This window comes from Paenibacillus sp. FSL H7-0918 (assembly GCF_038007025.1).
GTDB lineage: Bacteria > Bacillota > Bacilli > Paenibacillales > Paenibacillaceae > Paenibacillus_AQ > Paenibacillus_AQ odorifer.
Map to the genome: position 1 here is coordinate 129,924 of NZ_JBBOWJ010000003.1, position 17,508 is coordinate 147,431.

Consider the following 17,508-nt stretch of genomic DNA (forward strand, 5'->3'; position numbering starts at 1 on the left):
CTTATTGCTCTAATATTGTTGCTGCATATTCCTTGTTGATTTATGTATAATTATAATGATAAAAGGGGGAAGGAAAAGTGTAAGAATTACATTGACCATTTCACCTTTAAAGGAGTGAACCATTTGGACCAGATAAGTAATCATTTTTTATGTTTAGCAGCAGGCGTTACTAGTTCGTTCAAAGTGAATGAACCTGTTCCTGTGACGATAGATTTATTGGCTTCGATCCTGATTTGCACTCCACGTAATGTTAAATTCGTGCTGCGGAAACTGGAAGAGCAGGAATATATTCAATGGCAGCCGGGGAGAGGCAGGGGGCATATCTCTCAACTTACTTTTTTAAAAAGTATTGATGAGGTATTCGAGGATAGCTTTCAGGAGTTAGTCAGTAAAGGGAAGATAAAAGAAGCTATCGAATTGATGAGCAGCGATCAGGTGACCGGACCCTTAAAGGAACGATTATTAACGATGTTAAATAAACAGATGGGTTTCCGTAGTGAAGCAGAGTCAACCTCAGGGCTGGACGTCCTGCGGATTACCCGTAACCGGCATATGGAAGTGCTGGACCCTGCTTATGTATACACCGCTTTTGAATCCTATTTGCTGGGTCAAATCTATAGCACACTAGTTACTTATGACGCAACGACCGATACCTTTCTTCCTGGTTTGGCCCATATGTGGGAAGCTAATGAGGAGCATACAAGTTATATTTTTTACCTCCGCAAGGGGGTACGCTTTCATCACGGAAGAATCATGACCTCGAGAGATGTAAAAGAGACGCTGCAACGGCTTATCGACTTGAACAGCCCAGCGGTTAGCCTTTATAAGGATATCGAACGAGTAGAGGTTGAAGGAGATCATCGAATCCGGTTTGTGTTGTCACGTCCAAATCTCTTTTTTCTGCATCTGTTCAGTTGTATTCACATGTCCATTCTTCCTTATGATATAGACATCACTAGTGAAGTAAGCGGTACAGGTCCCTACCGTTTATTGGATCTGAATGAGGATGTTTTGGTGCTCGCAGCTTTTGATTTTTATTTTGGAATTCGGCCGCTCCTGGATCGTGTTGAGATTTGGTATTTGCCAAAAGAGGCTTCTAATGAACGCCAATACCAGCTGCCAGATCCTGAACATGGGGAACTTTTACCTGATATCATCAGCAATCACAGTATAGATTACCCAGCCTTAGGCTGCAGATATATTCTGTTTAATTTTCATAGAGAGGGAATTCATCAGCAGCTATGGTTTCGCCAAGTGATCCGTATCCTTTACAGTCGAACGGCTTTAATAAAAGAATTGGGTGGCAATCGTATCACCCCAGCAGATAGCTTTTTGCCATGGGAGAGCAGTAAGAGAGAGCTTCTAGATCCAACTTTGGAACATGCCCGAGCGCTTTTAGCGGAAAACGGGTATCAGGGAGAAGTCATTACTTTAGCAACTAAGGATAAAAAAGAAGAACGAGAAGAAGCGTTATGGCTCCAAACACGCGCTGCCTCCGTAGGTTTGCAAATTGAGTTATATTTTTTCAATGAATTTAAGGCAGATTATATACAGACAACAGCCGAGATCCAGCTTGCTGAAGAGGTTTTAGAAGATGATTGGCAATGGGGAATGATTAACTACTTTAATAATAAATCTAATTATTTATTTTCTTTGCTTAGAGAGGACCAGATTTCATTGTTTTCGAAGGTATTAGGTCCTTTCACAGAATCTCCAAAGGATGAACGGGTGAAACTGCTGAATCAAGCGGAGGGAATTCTACGAGACAATTATTGGGTGCTGCATGGCTGTCATATGAATAAAAAAGCTCAGCTAAATCAAAGCCTGTTTGGTCTGCACACCGGTTCCTTCGGGTTTCTGGACATCTCTAAGTTATGGATTAAAACTAGGCTTTAAGGTTTTCTTTTGTTATACTTTCCAGGGAGGCTGTATCGATAGAATCGAATGGCGCTCTAGATGGATCAGATTTATGAATAGTAATTTATTTGTAGCCATGGAGGTGAACTCGTTGGATTTTGCTCAGATCCGTATGGACCGAGACAAAAGAACGGTCGATACTTGACTCTTTTTTTGCCATTCGGACCTGTTTAGCGGATAAGCTAAGCGGTCTTTTTATTTGTTAAAAATAAGGTGAAAAAAGGGGAGACTTACATGCGTTTTCTATTCGTGGGTGCAGGAGCTATTGGTGGTTATTTTGGAGGGCGTCTGGTTCAAAAAGGGGAAGATGTAACTTTTCTAGTCCGTTCTACTAAACAAAAGCAGTTAGAAGATGAGGGTCTGGCAATAAAAAGTGTGCATGGTGACTTTCAGACTCCCGTTCGGACGATTACATATGGGGAGAAGGCAGAGCCTTTTGACTGTATTATTATTGCAGTGAAGGCCTATCATTTGCCTCAGGTGATGATGGATCTTACCCCTTTCGTCGGTGAACAGACTATGATTCTCCCGCTCCTTAATGGGTATAAACATTTTGGTATTTTGCAGCAGCATTTTGGAGCAGAAAAGGTACTGGGTGGTCTTTGTTATATCGAGACAACGTTAGGTTCTAATGGAGCTATCATACAAAGTAGTTCTTTTCATAGTATTGTGTTTGGTGAATGGGCGGGTGGGGAGTCAGAACGAACGCAGAAACTTCTCAGTCATTTGGATAAAGCAGGATTCACTGTGAAACTAAGCTCTGATATTCAGCACGAAGTGTGGCAGAAATATATATTCGTAGCTAGTTTAAGCGGGATTACAACTTTAATGGATAGCTCGGTTGGACCCATTTTAGCCTCATCTACAGCGCGTACTATTTATGAGCAGCTTCTGAATGAGATCGTGAGTATAGCGCAAAGTGCAGGTATGCCTGTTGGAGCAGATATGGTGACTGCTACGATGCAAAAGATGGATTCGGTGCTACCCGAATTTACTTCCTCTATGCATAGGGATATGCTAAAACATCTGCCAGTGGAAGCTGAGCATCTGCATGGTGCACTTTTGGCGATGGCTGTATCTGGTCAAGTTGTGTATCCTATTCTCGAAACCGTATATGCCCGTTTGAAAATATACGAAAACGTGAATGATATGAGATGATCTGTATAAAATTACTTTAAGGAGCTGGACGATTATGAAGGAACTGAATCAAAAGATAATGACATTTCTAATGTTCGAAGGAAAGGCTGAAGAAGCTATGAATTTCTATACTTCTTTATTTGATCACTCCGAAATCATCAGTATTAAACGTTATGGAGCAAATGAAGCAGGCCCTGAAGGGAGTGTCATGCAGGCTACTTTTTCATTACATGGACAAGTCTTTATGTGTATAGATAGCTACGTGAAGCATGGATTCAGCTTTACTCCAGCGGTATCCTTATATGTGAATTGTGAAAGTGAAGCCGAAATTGACCGCGTCTATGCAGCATTATCCCAGGGTGGACAGGTGCTCATGCCACTAGGCGAATATCCATTCAGTTCGAAATTTGGCTGGGTAGCGGATCAATTTGGTGTGTCATGGCAATTAAATCTTTCGGGGAATGTGTAATCGATTGATGTGTTGCACGGTCAGATAATATTCTGTATCACAAGGGGCCGAGTTCGTCTGTAAATGACGAGTTCGGCCCCTTAGTGTTCAGGCAGCGGAAAGGTCTGAGGAATCTTCTGATTTTAAATTACGATTGCAGCCCACGTAAGACTAATGATGAAATTCTCTCGGCGACTTCTTGTTGATTTATAGTATTATTCCCTGTTACCCATTGATAGACACCTTCATGGATCATTTGTGCGATGATCGGTACATAAAAGCTTTTCCCGTGATCTGGGTAGATATCTCCTAAAGCGTTAGATAAGTGAACCTTCAGCTCATTTATAATCTTCTCTTTCAATTGAGGGACAACCATCCCTATATAACTGCTGCGGCATTGTATGTTTGGTTGCTGATAGAAATCGAATACCGATAATACGAGTTGAGTGATGCCTTCTTGATCGAATTTAATTTCACCTTCAGTATGTTTTACAATAGCAGCGGATGCCGAATCACCCATAATATAATCCAATAATTCATATTTATCATTAAAGTGCGCATAGAACGTGGCTCGATTAACTTTAGCTCCCTTTGTTATATCGACGATTGTTATTTTCTCAAAATCCTTCAGGGAAACAAACCGTAAAAAGGAGTCAATTAAAGACTGTTTAGTCTGTGTCAGCCGAATATTGTTTACTTTAGTAGCCATTACTTCACTCCTACCCAACAATTTAGCAATCTTGTTGCTATAGCAACATTTGCAGGTTGATTGTTGATTGATACATTAAATTAGTAGCTGTATATTAGCAATTAAAGCAACAGCTGTTACTTTAATATATCATAGAAAAGGAGTTCATCAAAAATGAGAAATATTGTTATCGTGGGTGCAGGGCCTGGGTTAGGATTGTCTCTAGCTAAAAAATTCGGAGTTAATGGATTTAGGGTGGCTGTCATTTCACGCAATCCCGAGAAATTATCAATGATCATTAGTGAACTTAAGAAACTTAATATTGAAGCACAATCTTTTGTAGCGGATGTGACAGATTTAGCAGCTCTAAAACAAGTCTTTCAAGCGATAATAAAAGAGTTTGGTTCAATCGATGTACTAGAGTTCAGTCCGTATGCAGGGTGGGATAAATTCACTCATGTGCTGGAAACTACACCTCAAAGTGTGTTGGAACAAATAAACAGTTACTTGCTGCCCGCCGTTCTTTCGGTTAATGAAGTATTACCCAATATGATCCATAGAGGATCAGGAGCCATTCTTTTTACCACTGGTATTTCTGCTATGTTCCCTTTGCCTTTTGTAGGAAATGGCGGCATTGTTATGTCTGGTATACGAAATTATGCTACTGCTTTACACAATGAGTTAATAGATAAAGGAGTATTTGTCGGCCATCTTTCCATAGGGACAATGATACAAGCAGGAACAGCTGGTGATCCTGATGTTATTGCAGAGACTTGGTATAGCTTATATGAAAAGCAAGATAACTTTGAGGAAGTATTCCCTCTAGGATTGGATCCGACCCATCTTCCAAATTAAAAAACGAAATCTTATTTGATTAGCAAGTCGCCTTAATGGCGGCTTGTTATCCTATTAGAAGACATATCTCTCATCAGAGTGAAGCAGGATTGAAGGTCAGATGTGAATGGATTTAATTACATTGCTGAACAACGGTTGTGCGTTCATTAGTAATCGTGACTTTGGAATGACCTGATAAATATTCGGTATAACCGCACACGGTTTGTTCTTTCGACTGTCCGTTAGAGTTGGTATATCGAAGATATATAGCACCTTCACCATTTAAACTCAATTTTGGTTTGAATTTTTTCTTTTGTCCTGCTTTTATTGGACTTGTATACAATTTCTTTGAATCCGCACCAATTAATCCTACTTCGATAGAGTTAATATCAACATCAGATTGATTATCTACGATGACTGAGAAGCTTTTAAACGGACTCAGAAGATTTGATATCGTCACAACACCAAGAGCAACTCCACAAGTAATCAGAAATATCGTAATCCCTATAAAAAATCGTTTTCTCATCCTTCAGTCCCCCTATATAAGTAAGACAGGGGTTACTTAAAAAATGTTACAACAAGGAGAAGTTAGTTATAAAAATTCATTACCAAATCAAGCGTGGACTTGCATGTTATTATAAATATATTCCATATTAATGATTTGAAAAGGGGTTTTGTATTGACTACTATCCGTCATTTTGAACAAGGTGACATGCCATTACTTGGTGAACTTTATAACACAGTATCTTCAAAGGGGAATGTTGTTTTTTGGTGGGTTGGCACAGAGGAAAATTGGGAAAATGTATATTGCGCTTTCGAGGACGGTAAAATGGTGGCCAAAGGTCAAGTGAGCATCATCAATATTGTTCCGCCCGGCCGTTCCAAGGATAGCAGACATTCGATCTACCTGAACTTAAAAACAATACCAGAACGTGAAGGCGATTATGATTTATTAGAAAAAGTTTATCAGTCACTCTTATTAAGAGCACTCGAATTAAAAGAAACGTTATCAAAGGATTACAAAACCACTCTATGTGTAGGGAACGATTCGGCAGAAGTCTTGAATACTCAATTTTTCGAAAAAGTGAAGGGCTTCTCTCATTATAATAGCTTATTTAAGATGAAACACAATCTAAGTGATGGCTTGTCTGAACCCACTCTGGCTAAGGAACTTGAATTCGCAACCTGGAATATGGAGACGCCTGAAGAAGACGAGCATTATTTGGAATTAGAAGCTGAGATTTGGCCGGAAACTCCGCTAGGGAAAGAACGGTTAGCTGAATTTAAACAAAATCCGCTCTGGACATCACTTGTTGTTCGAGAAGGGGAGAAGGTTGCGGGTAGCTTAATGGTCTGGCAGGAAGAGAAGGGTGGCTACATCGAAAATGTATTTGTACTTGAGCCATGGAGAAGATCCGGAATTGCTAAGTACATGCTTTTTCAAGCATTGAGCTATTTTAGAACCCACGGACTGGAAGAGGCATGTCTGATGGTGCTTACGGAAAATGATTCTGCATTACAGCTATATGAATCTGTCGGTTTCATTCTAACGAATGAGGAAAGACGCTATCGGATTGAACTATAAAAGTTTTTGTAAGTGAAGGATTACCAAGCAAAGTGCGATAGCTTTTTTGTCGAGCTTAGTTTCGAGGTTAAGGTCGCACTTTATTTGGTAACCCGTTCTGTGAATTATCTGCTAAATGCTTTCATGCCTTTTGCTTCCCATCACATTTCTTACATACATTAAGCTTTTCACCTGAAATGCCTTTCCCGAAGTACAACAGCTTAATACGTGTGCTGCCACAGATCGGACATGTTCCTCTAGCCCGGGATGGAATGCGCCAAAGTGCTTTGCCGCGTTTGTTTTTAGACATAATTTGCCCCCACCTTTACTCTTAATACTCCATCTTATGACCAAGAGGAACTTAAAGTTCGAAGAGCGAAAAGAATAGAAAATCGGAAGAAAAAGGGCTAAAAATCACCCTCAAAAAACAGCGTATAACTTAAATTATACGCTGTTTTGATTTTAAGACGTTTTTTCAGGGGGAATGGGGCACTTGGACGAGTAAAACAGGTGGATTTTAAAGGAATATTTTATAAATAACGGATGTCGATATCTTTGAATCTTCCCGCTGACATTTTAGGCATTCTGAATTGCAGGGAACCTTGTTTATAAGTGCCTCTGCTCTGATCTGGAATGACGGGAACTGGCAACTGAATAATCTCGCTATGATCTTTTCCTAAACCTGTTAATTTAATTTGTGTGCGATTGATTTGTGCCCATATACTTTCGGGGTGAATCCCGTTCGGAATACGAATTTTGGTAATCAGGTGATTATGAGTGTCGATATGCTCAAAACTTAAACTTGAGGTTTCGTTCATAAATGAAGAGGAGGTCGCTGCAGTTGCTTCACGGATTACTTTTTCGACATACCCGTCAATTTGGTTAGGATCCAACTTCCACTGCTCTTCAAGAGCTTTCAAGGATAACTTTTTCTTAAAAAAGGGATCTTCATTCATCCAATCTAAAGGGTTCGTCTTATTGGGACTCATAGCTCTGCGCCTCCTACGGTTTTTATCCATTGTATGGGCGTTTGACTTATTCAGTGACATCTGGGCGAATATCTACATAGAATAGCTTATCATTCCGAAAGGAGGAGTGGTTTGGTGGTTTCAATCATCGGCAATATTAAAATCAATAGCGTAGGCCCCAGCTCCACAGTCTTAGTAGGAAATACGGCATCCGTTATCCTGAGCAGCAACTCTAAAATTTATGCCGGTGCCAACTCCTTCTCCATAGGTGACTCTATAGGTACGAATATAACGAATAATGCGGCCAGCAGTACAAATACGATGGATTCAGATGTGGTGGATCAAGTATCACCTCCTTAAGGGTGGGGTTTAAATGAACATTACGGTATATCAATGCATATCGATCTATAATCTAAAAATCGGCACTATCTCTAATTCCTCGGTACTTCAGATTGGTACATCGGGACGAATTAATACTTTGTCTCATAATTATGAGACCTCTGGAGCTCCATCATCGGCTCCAACGACTCCAGCGGAAAAAATGGCTTCACCCCTTGTATCCTTACCGCCAGCGGCGGAACTATATGCACATCTGAATTAGGCTCTTTGTCCCCGCATACAATAAACCATAGGAGGGGGTTGTATGCATCCGTATTACGCTCAGCAGGTTTTTAATACACTAAGATTGCAAGCGGAGAAGATTCAACAGTTAGAGAAGCAGCTTCGCGATTTGCAAGGCGATGTAGACAGCATAAAGAACAATAAATCTGCAAGTATAGGACCTATCAATTATCATTTTGAACAATTAAAAATCGAAAAGCTGGAAGGCACTTTAAATATAGGCATTACACCGAATGAGGGAAACAATCTGGATGAAGCGATGATCAACGGTAAACCTATAGGGGAGCGGGAGGATGGTACAACTGCCTTATCGGATCAGATTCGCCCACAGATTTTGAAGTATGTGCAAGAAGAGGTTCCCTCGCAATTTTCACGTTTAGAAAAAGAGAAGAATTTAAGCATTGATGAGCAATATATCCAAATGGTGACTCAGGATCTGCTGAATCAAATGGATGGACGGATTAACGAGTATGTAAACCAACTCCCTGCCACAGAAGAAGGGCGTGGATACACTGATGAGGAATGCGCTTCTATTGTAGAGCAAATCAAACGAGATATCGTTATGGCAGTAGAGCGGCATTTGGAAATAAATATAACCGGAAGGCGGGAGACGAATGAAGATAACGGTGATCAATAGAGATATTAGTGTCAATGCAGTGAAAGTCGTTTCGATCTCGGGTTCATCAGTATTTTTAGTAGGGGATACTCAATCCATTCATTGCTCCTCGGCGTTTGACAGCGTAATAGAATATACTCAGAGCGCGCCAGATCAAGTCAAAAAAGGCAGTTAACCTATGCACACCTCACGCATACAAGATGTTTATATCAACAATCTGTCCGACAGTTCTATTTTTATTTGTGGATCTGTAGACCGGGTTCAATCTAAATTCCTGGGAAGCAAGGAGAATTATCTTTTTAACATAAGGGAGATTAATAATCACCCGAAAGATACTACACTCATAGACATCCCTATCCCTGTATGGACTAAGCAAGGGAATGAAGCGGATGAATTTGTGATATTAAAGGATTCCGCAGAATCAATGATTAATATACAATATATAAAAATTCTGTCGATTGGGTCTGGCACGACCTTCCAGATTGGAAACAGCGGGTCAGTTCATCTGGAGAGTCGAACCAGTGAGTTTAAACGAGAAGTGGCTGCAAAAGATGAGGAGTAACAACAACTATTTTAATTCTTTTGGCAGGGAAATCGCGAATATATCATGCTCCGTCTGGATGTAGAGAATACCATTCGCACTAAATAGTGTGCCGTATTGTTGTGCTCCGGTCTTTACTTTGCCAAGCGCTTTGCCTGTTTCTGCATTTATGATATAGAAGTAGCCATTCTCATAGCCAGTGTAAATCCCCTTACCGATCAATTGAACACTAAGCGCTGGACTGTCCGGTCCGTTGAAGCTTATAATGCGATTATCGTTCATTTGAACGCCAGTGATCTGTGCACCCTTTTGGAAAAAAGCCATGTTATTTACTGGTCCAGCCACCCAATTTCCGTACTCCTGATAACTTTTGGGTTCACTCGTTGTTTCTTGACCTAAGGTAAAGCGGTATAGTGGATGACCACCCCATTGGTCTAAACCTCCATCGACTGTATATAGATACGAGCCTTGAAGTGATGTGAAATAATTACCGAGTCTACTGACATCTTCGAGCGGTTTATAGTTCTTATTGGTCTTCGCTTTTCCAGTTTTAACATCAACATGTACCAGGGTCAACTGATAGCCTTTAAGAGGCACATTAGAGGCATCATTTGCAGCATTGGCTTGTTCGCGGAGTAATAATTCACCATCCCGGTAAGCAACAAAGCTATAAAATCCCTGAATTCTCCATAACTTCTTGCCTGTAGCCGGATCGAGACCGAAAAACTGTGTGCGTCTATTATCAACGGTACTGGATACTACCAATACCCCGTTATAAAGACCGTCGATACTTCCTACATACATAGGGATGTCTTTATTCTCCCAGATCTTTTTACCAGTAACCGGATGATAAGCTGCAATTCCACCATGCTCGTTCCGGAAGTATATCACTCCGTTAACTAACTCCGCGAAAGCACCGATCTCGATCGGATCTTTGGCAGCCTTAACCTTCCAAAGCAATTTCCCCGTTTGAGCATTAACTTTTACAAGATAACCCTCATAAGTGATAAAGAAAACCGAGTTATTCGTTATAATCTCAGGATTTGTTCCGTTTTTGTAGGACCATTTAACTTTGCCTGTGGTGAGATCGGCGGCCTTTAGTGTCCCGCCTGATGAATAATAGAATAATTTATTTGCAATAGGAGCCTGTTGGCTATAAATTCCTTGACCATCTGCCTTGTCGTGCCATAAGGGTTTAATTGTGGTGATAGAGTCGACGGTTGTTGAAGAGGAGGCAGGAGTTGTTACTGCTGCTTGAGCACTAGACAAGTATATACCAGCTCCAGATACGAGCAAGGAGGAAGATATAACGGTCTTTAGGATAAACGGTACATATTTCACGATTTTAGCTCCTTATACATCATTTATAATATATTGACGCAGAGAATGGATATTTGTTTCTCAATTGTAAAAATACACTTGTTAACATAATAAATATTATGTTAACAATAAAAAGCGAATCAGTTTCGCACAAGAATTCTTGTGGTAACCAATTCGCCTAGTAAAGGAATATGTCAATAGTTGATTTGTTTAGAAACCTTCACGAAGCCATGTTGTCGCTAACTTGATAGCTCCTTTTTTAGCATGAGTCTCGGCTAAAGGATTCAGCATGACAAAATCATGAATGATGCCTTGAAAGCGGACAGCCGTAACATTCACGCCAGCTTCCCGCAATTTGGCGGCATAAGCTTCACCCTCATCCCGTAGCACATCTGCTTCACCAGTAATGACCAGTGCATCTGGTAAATCCCGTAGTTGTTCTAGGCTAGCCCGAAGAGGGGAGGCCGTGATTTGATTACGTTCCTCAGGGTCAGTAGTATATTGATCCCAGAACCATTTCATGCCGTCCCGCTGCAAGAAATAGCCTTTGGCGAACTCATGATAGGATTCAGTATCAAACGAGGCATCCGTTACCGGATAGAATAATAGTTGTTTCGCTATCTTCGGCCCACTCCGTTCTTTAGCCATTAGAGTAATAGCAGCGGCCATATTCCCACCAACACTGTCTCCGGCTATAGAAAGCTTGCTAGTATCTAATCCGTGCTCGCTTCCTTTTTCAGCTGTCCACTGGAGTACTGCATAGATTTCTTCAATAGCTGTAGGATATTTAGCTTCTGGAGAGAGGCTGTAATTAGGGAAAACAATTGCGGCCTCCGCTCTGACAGCTAGTTCACAGATCAGGCGATCATGGGTATGAGCATTCCCAAACACCCAGCCTGCGCCATGAATGTACAGGATAACAGGCAGCGACGCTGATGAGGAGCTTGGGGGACGAACGATTCTTATGGAAACATCACCGTTAGGTCCACCTGGCACCATTAGATCTTCAATATCAACTTCAGGTTTATATATCTCACTGGATTGTACGCTATCTACCGTTTCACGGCCCTTTTCTGGCCCAAGGTCAGGTAGAAAGGGAGGTTTCGCATTATCATCAGCAAATTTTTGAGCAGCTGGCTCAAGAATGATCTTAGTTTTGTTTGGCATGATTTATCGTCTCCTTTGACTGGTCATAGTCTAGTATACCCTCTTCATTCCATAACCATCTAAGCAGCTGCTGAAACGAATGCCAGTTTAGAAGTAGTTAGAGATTTGACGCTATTTGCACATTTATCGCCTATTGAGCACGGTTTCGGACACCAGTACAACTATTCCTTAGGGAGAGGTTCAAACGCAGTTAGAGCCTTACAACACCTTTTGTTGTTCCTCATGCATTTTAGGACCAATCTCTTCAGTGACACGCATCCTCTGTTTACGCTTATTACGGATAATCCAAACGAATACCAAAGTAATGAGTAGCGGATAGCCTATTGCCCAGCCCGTAAAAGGAAACACAGCAGCTGTTGCTAAAAAGGAAATCCAACTTATCGTCACACCTAAGCGACTTCCTTTGAGCAGACGTATTCCTGCAGCACAACCTCCGATATAAGTCAGGATAAAAGTAGCATTCGGAAACTGGATCAGAGTGGTGATGGAGAGGGACCCGCTGCCATATAGCGTCATCACCGATACAAAACAGAGCAGAAGAAAAGCTATGCCACCGATAGGGGTATGATACTGTTTGGATATTTTACCCATCCATTTCGGCGCAGAGCCTTGGCGGGATAAAGCATAAGCCACACGTGAGGCAGCTCCTGCATAGGCAATAATTGTGGCTGTACAGATGAACAGACCGGTAAGTCCGGCAATAAATCCTCCCCAGCGCCCAAGAGGCTGACTAATAATCCAGACGAGTGAAGTGCTTGATCCACCTTTGAGGTAGCTTTGTGTACCAACAGTTGCTAGTGCGGAGAGAAAATATAGAATCCCTACTATAATAGCGGCGATAGTTACTCCTTTAACGGCGGCACGCTGTGGGTCCTTGAACTCCTCAGATAGGTGTGAGACAGCCTCCCAGCCAATAAAACACCAGAATAAGATTGCAGCAGCCTGGCCAATGCTCATCCATCCATGTGGGATAAAGGGAGTGAAGTGTTCGACTTCCATACGGGGCAGTGCAGTAGCAAAGGAGAAGACCAGCACAGCAACAATCGCTATAACTACCGCTATTTGTACCTTTCCAGCTACCTGCATACCAATCCAGTTCGTAATCAGGCCAATGACCAACATAATAGCGGCAATAGTAATTCTTGCAGATTCGTCCCAGCCCATAGCGGCGGTCATATAACCAGCTCCAGTCAGTGCAGCAACAGGTGCGCCAATCGGAACGGACATCAGAAAGAACCAACCTACCAGTGAGCCAGCTTTTGGACCAAAAGCAAGCGTTACAAAATGGGACACGCCTCCAGCGTTAGGGAATTTAGCAGAGAGCAGACCCATTGATAAGGCCATCGGCAAAATCAGCAACGACATAAATCCCCACGCCAGTAATGAAGCGGGACCCGCCATTTCTGCAGCTAAACCAGGAACAATTAAGACCCCAGAACCCAACACAGCCCCGATGTAAAGGGCAATAGCCTGAGGCATGCCAATGTTTTTTTGTAAAGTGTTTGAACCGGATTCCTTCATGTTTTTTTATCCTGCTTTCCTTGTCTTTTGTTCTAGAGTAGCAGATAATAGATCCATTGGAAAAACAGAATTTTTGAATAGTATCCATTCGATATTCCGATGGTTCATTTTCATTTAGGGGGAAATTCATGGAGTCACGTCATCTTTTTACCTTTTTAGTGGTAGTGGAGACGGGCAGTTTTACTAGAGCAGCACAGAAGCTTGATTATGCACAGTCCAGTATTACTGCACAAATCCAAGCACTAGAGTCTGAAATTGGCCAGCCATTATTTGATCGGATCAGTAAAAAGATTATCCTAACCGACGCAGGGCGTCGGTTGCTCCCGTTCGCTCAGGAAATATCCAGAATGCACACTTTAGCAGAGGACGCGTTACGCTCGGATAGTGAGCTTACGGGTTCTTTACGGATTGGGGCTCCTGAATCTCTAGCTGCTTTTCGCTTACCAGGTATTATTAAGGAGTTTCGCGCTAAATATCCGAAGGTGCAAATTCTTCTGAAGCCTGGAGCTTGCTGGGAACTATCAGATTTTGTCCGTTCGGGTGAACTGGATTTAGCGTTCTTGTTGCAACCTGAGACGGAAGATAAAGATTTAAATATAGAAACATTAGTACATGAGCCGATGACGCTGATCGCAGCGCCAGATCATCCCTTATTAAACCTTGCTGAGGTAGAACCCCTTCATTTAAAAGGAGTGACCATACTTCATACTGAAACGGGCTGTTCCTACCGGACTTTATTTGAACGGCATTTGAACAGTTACGGTGTATTTCCTGACCCCACGTTAGAGTTTTGGAGCATCGAGGCGATAAAGCAATGTGTGATGGCTGATCTTGGCATTGCCTTTCTTCCATTAATTACTGTAAAAAATGAACTCTCCGAAGGAAAACTTGCCAGGTTGAATTGGAATGATGAATCACAGCGTGTGGCGACGCAGATCGCCTATCATCATAAGAAATGGAAATCGCCCGTACTGACGGAGTTCTTACTTGCGATACAAAAACATGCTGAGCAATGGAGAAGTCTAATATAGATCAACGTTAACAAGGAGGCTCTAAGGCATGAATGAGTGGTGTGAAGACTACGAAGAAGGGCTGGAGGCCTTTCTCATCTGGATGAAGGATGCCGGGTACACTCCCTATACGCAAAAATCCTATTTAGTAGATGTGAAACAATTTTTAGACAGCCTGAATGGTAAAAAGCTTGAGACGGTGAAGAAGCTGCATGTCATTTCTTTTTTGACCTCTGTCCGCGAACGTGGAGTGAGTGATGCGACCCGTAACCGGAAGCATGCTGCGATTAACTGTTTTTTCAAGGCATTGATCGAGCTGGAATTACTTCAGAACAACCCGGCAGCCGGGATTAAGAAATCCAAAACGGAGATCAATCGTGAGCCGGTCTACTTAGATGAAAGTGATCTGGGTCGGTTTTTATCTTCTATAGATGGTAAATACAAAAAGCGCAATTTAGCAGTTTTTTTGTTGATGTCCTATATGGGGCTTCGGGTGGGGGAAGTCCACACACTGAATTTGAGTGATTATAATGTAGAAAGACATTCTCTCCGTGTGTTTGGGAAGGGGCGTAAATGGCGTAATGTGCCGGTTCCCGAGGATGTAGTGCCTTTTCTCGACTCTGCGTTAGCAGAAAGGTTAGATCCTTGGCGCAGTAAAGAGGAAGCGATGTTCATTTCACAAAAAGGACGCAGGTTGTCGATCCGCGGCATTCAGCAAATTGCAGCAGATACCTTTGATCGTTTCCAAAGGGATGTGCCAGCAGCACAGCGACGTCCGTATTCAAGTCATAAGCTCCGACATTCCTTTGCAACCATGCTGCTGAGAAAAGGGGCAGATCTGCGCACTGTACAGGAACTGCTTGGTCACTCCTCGATCCAGACTACAACCGTATACACACATATTACCAGTCGTGAGAAGGAAGAGGCTATGTCTAAATTGCAAATCCAGCTGTGATAGAAAAGAAAGAAACCTCCTTAGAAAATTGATAACAAAAAATAACTTGTTATTATAACGGTATTGATTTATTCTAACAGTTATTAAGAGTTTTTTATAGGAGGTCCTAATCGTGAAGGATGTATTTCTAAAAGGGATGACTTATGGCTGGGGATCAAAACGAGGCGAATACCGCACAGAATATGCAGAAGATTCGATGAGAAAGCTGGCGGAGACAGGAAGTGAATGGATCGCCTTATCTTTTTGGACATGGCAAGACACAGTGCATTCAACAGAAATTCATTATGATTACGGTTACACGGTGACAGATCGTGATCTCGCACATGCGGTACAACTGGCAAAACAGCTTGGTCTTAAAGTTTGTCTTAAACCGGTTGTGAATTCGAGGGATGGCATTTGGAGAGCTAGGATTGGATTTCCGGAAGAGGGAGAGATTTATTGGGCAGCATGGTTCCGTTCTTATACAAATTTCATTAAACACTATGCAGAGTTGGCGGAAGAGCTTGAATGTGAGATGTTCTGTATCGGCTGCGAAATGGTAGGCACAGAGTCTAGAACTGCGGAATGGAGACAATTGATTCAAGAGGTCACCAATCTTTATACAGGGCCGATCATTTATAATGCTAATCATGGCAAAGAAGAAGGAATCGAGTGGCTGGATGAGGTGGATTTTATCGGAACCAGCGCTTATTATCCGGTAGCTTCCGTGCCGGGAGATTCTTATGAGAATATGCTGGCAGGTTGGGAGCGGCAGAAACCGCGGCTTAAGTCACTGTCTGAGCGATTTGGCAAGCCTCTCGTATTCATCGAGATTGGATGCCGAAGTGCGCATGGATGTGCCACCATGCCATGGGACTTTACATACACAGACTTACCGTATTCAGAAGATGAACAAGCCAACTTCTATCGGTCAGCGCTGGAAGCATTCTGGAATGAACCTTGGTTTGCCGGTTACTTCTGGTGGGACTGGAGCACGAAATTATATGCCTTGGAAGAGGCTTCCATTGACCGTGGTTTTGATATTTATGGCAAAAAAGCCGAACAAGTTCTCAAAGAATATTACAAGCAACCTATCACTAAATAAATTGATAAAAAAGATCCGGAATTTCAGGTGAGCCTGGCCTGCTAAAGGATCTTTTTGTCATTGGCAGGCTAAGTTAATTCGTGTTATATTAAAAACCGTCCTTTTCATAGTGGAGGCAACGCTCCACATATAAAAAGGACGGTTTCTTGTGTCTTTTGTAGTCAAAAAAGGCTGTTTCCAGCCATATACGCTTACAATTCTAGCTTAGCTATTTCTGCTTTTAGCTTCTCAGCGGATTTCTGGAATAAAGCCTGTTCGGTTTCATTGAGTGGGAGGTCCAGTACCTGCCGAACACCCGAGCGGTCTACTACGCAAGGTGCACCGAGATAGACATCCGAAACCCCGTTATAGTTGTTTAATAAAGTAGAAACATTCAACACGGCGCCTTCATTATGAAGAATGGAGACTACAATTCGGTCCAGTGCAAGAGCTATTGCATAAGAGGTTGAGCCTTTGGCATCAATAATTTCATAGGCTGCATTCTTGGTATCTTGGAAGATTTCTTCGCGTTCTGCTTCGTCAAAACCAAGATCAATCCCAGCTACATTCGCAAGACTCCAAACCGGAAGCTCTGAATCTCCATGTTCACCGATGATCTGTCCGTGAATACTGCGAGGATCGATTTCTTTGTGAAGACCGATCAAATAACGAAAACGAGCACTATCAAGTACCGTACCAGAACCAATTACACGTCTGCGGTCAAACCCACTTATTTTCAAAGTCGCGTAAGACAGAATATCTACAGGGTTAGTTGCAATAAGTAGAATGGCATGTTGGTTATACTTTGTAATTTTTTCAATGATATCTTTAAAAATCGAAATATTTTTACGAAGCAGATCTATCCGGGTTTCTCCCGGTTTTTGTGATGCACCGGCAGTGACTATAATGATATCTGCTTCACGGCAGTCTTCATAAGTACCAGCCCATAACTTCACACCACCGACAAAAGGCATGCCGTGATTCATATCCAGTGCTTCGCCAAGTGCTTTCTGATGATTAACGTCAATAAGTACGAGTTCGGGCATACGTCTACGTAACAATAATGTATAGGCTGTAGTTGTACCAACTGCTCCAGTACCGATAACTACGACCCGATTGGGTTTTGGGGGGGCCATGT

General features: G+C 42.1%; 20 protein-coding genes. 12 read left to right on the forward strand and 8 right to left on the reverse strand.

The window, feature by feature from the left end; genetic code table 11:
* Positions 1–123 precede the first annotated feature (123 nt).
* The 3 genes from MHI15_RS20480 (at position 124) to MHI15_RS20490 (ending at position 3,523) form a co-directional block, all read left to right on the forward strand.
* Entirely contained in the window at positions 124–1,896 is a 1,773-nt protein-coding gene (locus MHI15_RS20480) for an ABC transporter substrate-binding protein (RefSeq protein ID WP_076190221.1), read from the forward strand.
* Between the two features lie 255 nt (positions 1,897–2,151).
* On the forward strand, positions 2,152–3,075 hold the full coding sequence (locus MHI15_RS20485; RefSeq protein WP_076190222.1) for a ketopantoate reductase family protein: 924 nt from the start codon (positions 2,152–2,154) through the stop codon (positions 3,073–3,075).
* A 34-nt stretch (positions 3,076–3,109) separates the two neighbouring features.
* Positions 3,110–3,523, forward strand: a complete 414-nt coding sequence (locus tag MHI15_RS20490) for a VOC family protein (protein ID WP_076190223.1) — start codon at positions 3,110–3,112, stop codon at positions 3,521–3,523.
* A 127-nt stretch (positions 3,524–3,650) separates the two neighbouring features.
* Here the strand turns inward: MHI15_RS20490 and MHI15_RS20495 are convergent, their stop codons facing one another.
* On the reverse strand, positions 3,651–4,211 hold the full coding sequence (locus tag MHI15_RS20495; protein ID WP_076190224.1) for a TetR/AcrR family transcriptional regulator: 561 nt from the start codon (positions 4,209–4,211) through the stop codon (positions 3,651–3,653).
* 153 nt (positions 4,212–4,364) lie between these two features.
* Here MHI15_RS20495 and MHI15_RS20500 point away from each other — a divergent pair, with 153 nt between their 5' ends.
* Positions 4,365–5,045, forward strand: coding sequence for an SDR family NAD(P)-dependent oxidoreductase (locus MHI15_RS20500; protein WP_076184391.1), 681 nt, complete (start codon positions 4,365–4,367; stop codon positions 5,043–5,045).
* A 112-nt stretch (positions 5,046–5,157) separates the two neighbouring features.
* Here the strand turns inward: MHI15_RS20500 and MHI15_RS20505 are convergent, their stop codons facing one another.
* Entirely contained in the window at positions 5,158–5,550 is a 393-nt protein-coding gene (locus MHI15_RS20505) for a hypothetical protein (RefSeq protein ID WP_341164773.1), read from the reverse strand.
* Between the two features lie 186 nt (positions 5,551–5,736).
* Here MHI15_RS20505 and MHI15_RS20510 point away from each other — a divergent pair, with 186 nt between their 5' ends.
* Entirely contained in the window at positions 5,737–6,609 is an 873-nt protein-coding gene (locus MHI15_RS20510; RefSeq protein ID WP_081387192.1) for a GNAT family N-acetyltransferase, read from the forward strand.
* A 121-nt stretch (positions 6,610–6,730) separates the two neighbouring features.
* Here the strand turns inward: MHI15_RS20510 and MHI15_RS20515 are convergent, their stop codons facing one another.
* Positions 6,731–6,898, reverse strand: a complete 168-nt coding sequence (locus MHI15_RS20515) for a hypothetical protein (protein ID WP_169744777.1) — start codon at positions 6,896–6,898, stop codon at positions 6,731–6,733.
* 220 nt (positions 6,899–7,118) lie between these two features.
* The gene (locus tag MHI15_RS20520; RefSeq protein WP_076279348.1) at positions 7,119–7,577 is read right to left on the reverse strand and encodes an Hsp20/alpha crystallin family protein; all 459 of its coding nucleotides are present in this window, start codon (positions 7,575–7,577) and stop codon (positions 7,119–7,121) included.
* Positions 7,578–7,691: 114 nt separating this feature from the next.
* On the opposite strand from MHI15_RS20520, the gene MHI15_RS20525 reads away from it, so the two are divergent.
* From MHI15_RS20525 to MHI15_RS20540, 4 genes are all read left to right on the forward strand, one after another.
* Positions 7,692–7,916, forward strand: a complete 225-nt coding sequence (locus MHI15_RS20525; protein WP_036687577.1) for a spore germination protein — start codon at positions 7,692–7,694, stop codon at positions 7,914–7,916.
* A 13-nt stretch (positions 7,917–7,929) separates the two neighbouring features.
* Positions 7,930–8,157 carry a spore germination protein GerPB gene (locus tag MHI15_RS20530; protein WP_076277016.1) on the forward strand — a complete coding sequence of 76 codons (228 nt, stop codon included), beginning with the start codon at positions 7,930–7,932 and terminating at the stop codon, positions 8,155–8,157.
* A gap of 42 nt (positions 8,158–8,199) precedes the next feature.
* Positions 8,200–8,814 (forward strand): spore germination protein GerPC, encoded by a 615-nt coding sequence (gerPC, locus tag MHI15_RS20535; RefSeq protein ID WP_076126719.1) that lies wholly within the window; start codon positions 8,200–8,202, stop codon positions 8,812–8,814.
* 157 nt (positions 8,815–8,971) lie between these two features.
* On the forward strand, positions 8,972–9,355 hold the full coding sequence (locus tag MHI15_RS20540) for a hypothetical protein (protein WP_076126717.1): 384 nt from the start codon (positions 8,972–8,974) through the stop codon (positions 9,353–9,355).
* A 6-nt stretch (positions 9,356–9,361) separates the two neighbouring features.
* On the opposite strand, the gene MHI15_RS20545 is transcribed toward MHI15_RS20540, so the two are convergent.
* The 3 genes from MHI15_RS20545 to MHI15_RS20555 form a co-directional block, all read right to left on the reverse strand.
* Positions 9,362–10,675, reverse strand: coding sequence for a PQQ-binding-like beta-propeller repeat protein (locus MHI15_RS20545; protein WP_340033150.1), 1,314 nt, complete (start codon positions 10,673–10,675; stop codon positions 9,362–9,364).
* Between the two features lie 189 nt (positions 10,676–10,864).
* Positions 10,865–11,821 carry an alpha/beta hydrolase gene (locus tag MHI15_RS20550; protein WP_341164774.1) on the reverse strand — a complete coding sequence of 319 codons (957 nt, stop codon included), beginning with the start codon at positions 11,819–11,821 and terminating at the stop codon, positions 10,865–10,867.
* 198 nt (positions 11,822–12,019) lie between these two features.
* On the reverse strand, positions 12,020–13,342 hold the full coding sequence (locus MHI15_RS20555; RefSeq protein ID WP_076217746.1) for an APC family permease: 1,323 nt from the start codon (positions 13,340–13,342) through the stop codon (positions 12,020–12,022).
* A gap of 128 nt (positions 13,343–13,470) precedes the next feature.
* On the opposite strand from MHI15_RS20555, the gene MHI15_RS20560 reads away from it, so the two are divergent.
* The 3 genes from MHI15_RS20560 to MHI15_RS20570 all read left to right on the forward strand — a co-directional run bounded on the left by MHI15_RS20560 (position 13,471) and on the right by MHI15_RS20570 (position 16,391).
* Positions 13,471–14,373 carry a LysR family transcriptional regulator gene (locus MHI15_RS20560; protein WP_076133707.1) on the forward strand — a complete coding sequence of 301 codons (903 nt, stop codon included), beginning with the start codon at positions 13,471–13,473 and terminating at the stop codon, positions 14,371–14,373.
* A gap of 28 nt (positions 14,374–14,401) precedes the next feature.
* Entirely contained in the window at positions 14,402–15,307 is a 906-nt protein-coding gene (locus MHI15_RS20565; RefSeq protein WP_076106781.1) for a tyrosine-type recombinase/integrase, read from the forward strand.
* Positions 15,308–15,419: 112 nt separating this feature from the next.
* On the forward strand, positions 15,420–16,391 hold the full coding sequence (locus MHI15_RS20570) for a glycoside hydrolase family 113 (RefSeq protein WP_254848918.1): 972 nt from the start codon (positions 15,420–15,422) through the stop codon (positions 16,389–16,391).
* Positions 16,392–16,582: 191 nt separating this feature from the next.
* On the opposite strand, the gene MHI15_RS20575 is transcribed toward MHI15_RS20570, so the two are convergent.
* On the reverse strand, positions 16,583–17,506 hold the full coding sequence (locus MHI15_RS20575) for an L-lactate dehydrogenase (protein WP_036687562.1): 924 nt from the start codon (positions 17,504–17,506) through the stop codon (positions 16,583–16,585).
* Positions 17,507–17,508: the final 2 nt, after the last annotated feature.

Excerpts from the sequence above, each read along its gene's own strand:
- MHI15_RS20515 (WP_169744777.1), bottom strand. The coding sequence starts at position 6,898 with ATGTCTAAAAACAAACGCGGCAAAGCACTTTGGCGCATTCCATCCCGG.
- gerPC (WP_076126719.1), top strand. The coding sequence starts at position 8,200 with ATGCATCCGTATTACGCTCAGCAGGTTTTTAATACACTAAGATTGCAA.
- MHI15_RS20540 (WP_076126717.1), top strand. The coding sequence starts at position 8,972 with ATGCACACCTCACGCATACAAGATGTTTATATCAACAATCTGTCCGAC.
- MHI15_RS20495 (WP_076190224.1), bottom strand. The coding sequence starts at position 4,211 with ATGGCTACTAAAGTAAACAATATTCGGCTGACACAGACTAAACAGTCT.
- MHI15_RS20575 (WP_036687562.1), bottom strand. The coding sequence starts at position 17,506 with ATGGCCCCCCCAAAACCCAATCGGGTCGTAGTTATCGGTACTGGAGCA.
- MHI15_RS20500 (WP_076184391.1), top strand. The coding sequence starts at position 4,365 with ATGAGAAATATTGTTATCGTGGGTGCAGGGCCTGGGTTAGGATTGTCT.
- MHI15_RS20520 (WP_076279348.1), bottom strand. The coding sequence starts at position 7,577 with ATGAGTCCCAATAAGACGAACCCTTTAGATTGGATGAATGAAGATCCC.
- MHI15_RS20485 (WP_076190222.1), top strand. The coding sequence starts at position 2,152 with ATGCGTTTTCTATTCGTGGGTGCAGGAGCTATTGGTGGTTATTTTGGA.
- MHI15_RS20560 (WP_076133707.1), top strand. The coding sequence starts at position 13,471 with ATGGAGTCACGTCATCTTTTTACCTTTTTAGTGGTAGTGGAGACGGGC.
- MHI15_RS20565 (WP_076106781.1), top strand. The coding sequence starts at position 14,402 with ATGAATGAGTGGTGTGAAGACTACGAAGAAGGGCTGGAGGCCTTTCTC.
- MHI15_RS20490 (WP_076190223.1), top strand. The coding sequence starts at position 3,110 with ATGAAGGAACTGAATCAAAAGATAATGACATTTCTAATGTTCGAAGGA.
- MHI15_RS20510 (WP_081387192.1), top strand. The coding sequence starts at position 5,737 with ATGCCATTACTTGGTGAACTTTATAACACAGTATCTTCAAAGGGGAAT.
- MHI15_RS20555 (WP_076217746.1), bottom strand. The coding sequence starts at position 13,342 with ATGAAGGAATCCGGTTCAAACACTTTACAAAAAAACATTGGCATGCCT.
- MHI15_RS20530 (WP_076277016.1), top strand. The coding sequence starts at position 7,930 with ATGAACATTACGGTATATCAATGCATATCGATCTATAATCTAAAAATC.
- MHI15_RS20505 (WP_341164773.1), bottom strand. The coding sequence starts at position 5,550 with ATGAGAAAACGATTTTTTATAGGGATTACGATATTTCTGATTACTTGT.
- MHI15_RS20550 (WP_341164774.1), bottom strand. The coding sequence starts at position 11,821 with ATGCCAAACAAAACTAAGATCATTCTTGAGCCAGCTGCTCAAAAATTT.